The sequence below is a fragment of the Streptomyces sp. DI166 genome, assembly GCF_900091315.1.
In the GTDB taxonomy this organism is placed as follows: domain Bacteria; phylum Actinomycetota; class Actinomycetes; order Streptomycetales; family Streptomycetaceae; genus Streptomyces; species Streptomyces fuscus.
On record NZ_FLSP01000206.1, the window covers coordinates 1 to 3,790 of the forward strand.

Annotated in this window: 4 protein-coding genes; all 4 read right to left on the reverse strand. The window is 72.5% G+C overall.

From position 1 onward, the window contains the following. Positions 1–97: 97 nt before the first annotated feature. Complete coding sequence (locus GA0115233_RS39695; protein WP_093725626.1) at positions 98–895, reverse strand: type III pantothenate kinase; 798 nt, start codon at positions 893–895, stop codon at positions 98–100. Between the two features lie 16 nt (positions 896–911). Beyond that, the gene (nadC, locus tag GA0115233_RS39700; protein WP_093725628.1) at positions 912–1,889 is read right to left on the reverse strand and encodes a carboxylating nicotinate-nucleotide diphosphorylase; all 978 of its coding nucleotides are present in this window, start codon (positions 1,887–1,889) and stop codon (positions 912–914) included. Between the two features lie 5 nt (positions 1,890–1,894). Beyond that, a complete protein-coding gene (locus tag GA0115233_RS39705) occupies positions 1,895–3,607 on the reverse strand; it encodes an L-aspartate oxidase (protein ID WP_093725630.1) in 1,713 nt (570 codons plus the stop codon). Next, the coding region (locus tag GA0115233_RS39710; RefSeq protein WP_141689658.1) for a pantoate--beta-alanine ligase at positions 3,604–3,790 on the reverse strand (187 nt) is incomplete at its 5' end. The genes GA0115233_RS39710 and GA0115233_RS39705, both read right to left, overlap by 4 nt.

Consider the following 3,790-nt stretch of genomic DNA (forward strand, 5'->3'; position numbering starts at 1 on the left):
CGGAGCTCCCTGGTGGGGTCGAAGGGGCGAAGCCCCTGGAGGACGGGACGGGTAGGGGCGGCGGGGGCGAAAACCCGCCCCCACACGCGCGTACCGCTCACATCCGAGAAATGTTCCGCTCGTACACCAACCGCAACCCGATCAACGTCAGCCACGGCTCATGCTCATCGATCACCGACGACTCCCCGAGCACCATCGGCGCCAGCCCACCCGTAGCAATCACCGTCACATCGTCCGGATCATCCGCCAGCTCCCGAGCCATCCGGCTCACCACACCGTCCACCTGCCCGGCAAACCCGTACACGATCCCGGACTGCATCGCCTCAACCGTGTTCTTGCCGATCACACTCCGCGGCCGAGCCACCTCGATCTTCCGCAGCTGCGCCCCCTTGACCCCCAGCGCCTCCACGGAGATCTCGATACCGGGCGCGATCACACCCCCGACGTACTCCCCACGCGCGGACACCGCGTCAAAGGTCGTCGCCGTACCGAAATCCACCACGATCGCCGGCCCGCCGTACAGATCGACGGCGGCCACCGCGTTGATGATCCGGTCCGCCCCGACCTCCTTGGGGTTGTCGGTGAGGATCGGCACCCCCGTCTTCACCCCGGGCTCCACCAGCACCGCCGGCACATCGCCGTAGTACCGCCGCGTCACTTCCCGCAGCTCGTGCAGCACCGACGGCACGGTCGCGCAGATCGCGATCCCGTCGATCCCGTCCCCCAGCTCCATGCCGAGGAGGGGATGCATCCCCATCAACCCCTGCAGCAGCACGGCCAGCTCGTCGGCGGTACGGCGCGCGTCCGTGGAGATGCGCCAGTGCTCGACGATGTCCTCGCCGTCGAACAGTCCCAGGACGGTGTGGGTGTTGCCCACGTCGATCGTCAGCAGCATGGCCGGATCCCGCTCCCTACTCCGCCGCTCGCAGATCCAGCCCGATGTCGAGGATCGGCGAGGAGTGCGTGAGCGCCCCCACGGCCAGATAGTCGACGCCCGTGTCCGCGTACGCCTTCGCGTTCTCCAGGGTCAGCCGCCCGGACGCCTCCAGCGCGGCCCGCCCGTGCACGAGCGCGACGGCCTCCTCGCACTCCCCGGGCGTGAAGTTGTCCAGCAGGATCAGATCGGCCCCGGCGTCGACGACCTCGCGCAGCTGGTGCAGGGTGTCCACCTCGACCTCGATCGGCACCTCGGGGAAGGTGTCCCGCACGGCCTTGAAGGCCTGCGCGACCCCGCCCGCGGCGACCACGTGGTTGTCCTTCACCAGCGCCGCGTCCGACAGCGCCATCCGGTGGTTCACGCCCCCGCCGCAGCGCACCGCGTACTTCTCCAGGGAGCGCAGTCCGGGCGTGGTCTTGCGGGTGTCACGCACGCGTGCCTTGCTGCCCTCCAGAACGTCCGCCCACGCGCGCGTGGCGGTCGCGATGCCGGACAGGCGGCACAGGATGTTCAGCGCGCTGCGCTCGGCGGTGAGCAGGTCGCGGGTGCGGGTGGTGACGGACAGCAGCTTCTGCCCGGCCTCCACCCGGTCGCCGTCCTCCACGTGCCGCTCGACCTCGAACTCGTCGGTGCACGCCACGGAGATCACGGCCTCGGCGACCCGCAGCCCGGCCACCACGCCCGCCTCGCGCGCGGTGAAGTCGGCGGTGGCGACGGCGTCCTCGGGGATGGTCGCGACAGTCGTCACGTCCACACCGCCCGCGAGGTCCTCCTGGATGGCGACGTTGGCGATGTCCTCGACCTCCACGGGGTCGAGTCCGGCGGCGGCCAGCAGCTCGGCGAGCGCGGGGTCGAGCCCGCACTCCAGGTACGTCTCTTCGCTGTCCGCCCCGCAGGCGCAGCCGTCGCCGCAGCCGCTGTCCTGGGCGAGGGGGAGGTCGGGGGTGCTCACGTCTGTCACTGCTCCTGGGGCTGCCGGGTCGGGGGGAAGTCTGCGGTATCGGTGGGCTCTACGGCGAGTGTGCGGTCCGGATTCAGCCGTACGACGATGTGGCGGCGCCAGCTGTCGTCGTCCCGCTCGGGCCGGTCCTCGCGCCAGTGGCAGCCGCGGGTCTCCTCGCGCAGCAGGGCGGCGGCGACCAGGACACGGGCCACGCACAGGAGGTTGGTGGCCTCCCAGGTGTCGACGCCGGGCTCGGCGGTCTTGCCGTTCTCGTCGAGGGCCTCCCGCGCGTCGGCGTGCAGCCGCTGGAGCTGCTCGGCGGCCCGCGTGAGGGACTCGGCGGAGCGCAGGACGCCCGCGCCGTCGGTCATGATCCGCTGGATGGCGAACCGGTCCTCGGGGGCGAGCAGTGGGTGCGCGGGCACCTCCGGGTAGGGCACGGGGTGCGGTACGCGCGTGTGCAGGCCGTCAGCGGCATGGCTGGCGGCGATGTCGGCGGCAATGCGCTCGGCGTAGACCAGGCCCTCCAGCAGGGAGTTGGAGGCGAGCCGGTTCGCGCCGTGCACGCCGGTGCACGCGACCTCGCCGCACGCGTACAGGCCCGGGACGGTCGTACGGCCGTGGGAGTCGGTGCGTACGCCGCCGGAGGCGTAGTGGGCGGCCGGGGCGATCGGGATGGGCTCGTGGACGGGGTCGATGCCGTTGGCGCGGCAGGCGGCGAGGATCGTGGGGAAGCGGTGCTCCCACATGTCGGCGCCGAAGTGCCGGGCGTCGAGGAACATGTGCTCGGCGTCCTGCTCCTGCATGCGGCGCATGATGCCCTTGGCGACGATGTCCCGGGGCGCGAGTTCGGCCAGCTCGTGCTGGCCGACCATGAAGCGCACGCCGTCGGCGTCGACCAGGTGGGCGCCCTCGCCGCGCACTGCCTCGGAGACCAGGGGCTGCTGGCCCTCGGCGTCCGCGCCGAGGAACAGCACCGTCGGGTGGAACTGCACGAACTCCAGGTCGGAGACCTCCGCGCCCGCGCGCAGGGCGAGCGCCACGCCGTCTCCGGTGGAGACCGACGGGTTGGTGGTCGCGGAGAAGACCTGGCCCATGCCGCCGGTGGCGAGGACGACCGCGGGGGCGTGCACGGCGCCCACGCCGTCGTGCTGGCCCTCGCCCATCACGTGCAGGGTCACACCGGCGGTGCGGCCCTCGGCGTCCGTGAGCAGGTCCAGGACGAGTGCGTTCTCGATGGTGCGCACGCCCCGCGCGCGCACCGCTTCCACCAGCGCGCGGGAGATCTCCGCGCCGGTCGCGTCGCCGCCCGCGTGCGCGATGCGGCGCCGGTGGTGGCCGCCCTCGCGGGTCAGCTCCAGGCCGCCCTCCTCCGACTCGTCGAAGTGGGCGCCCGTCTCGATGAGCCGGCGCACCGCGTCCGGGCCCTCGGTGACGAGGATGCGCACCGCTTCCTCGTCGCACAGCCCGGCGCCCGCGACCAGGGTGTCGCCCAGGTGCTGCTCGGGGGTGTCGCCCTCGCCGAGGGCGGCGGCGATACCGCCCTGCGCCCAGCGGGTGGAGCCGTCGTCGAGGCGTGCCTTGGTGACGACGACGGTGGTCAGTCCGGCGGCCTCGCAGCGCAGGGCCGCGGTCAGTCCGGCCACGCCGGAGCCGACGACGACCACGTCCGCGTCGATGGACCATCCGGGTGCGGGCGCGTGCAGTCGTATGCCTGTGCTGGTCACGAGGCGGCTCCGGGGGCTGCGAATGTGAGAGGGATGTTGTCGATCAGCCGGGTCGTGCCGACCCGGGCGGCGACGGCGAGGACGGCCTCGCCGGTGAAACCGTCGTCGATCTCGGTGAAGTCGTCCGGGTCGACCAGGGCGAGGTAGTCCAGTTCCAGCGGCGGGTTCAGCCGGGCGGCCTCG

Excerpts from the sequence above, each read along its gene's own strand:
- GA0115233_RS39695 (WP_093725626.1), bottom strand. The coding sequence starts at position 895 with ATGCTGCTGACGATCGACGTGGGCAACACCCACACCGTCCTGGGACTG.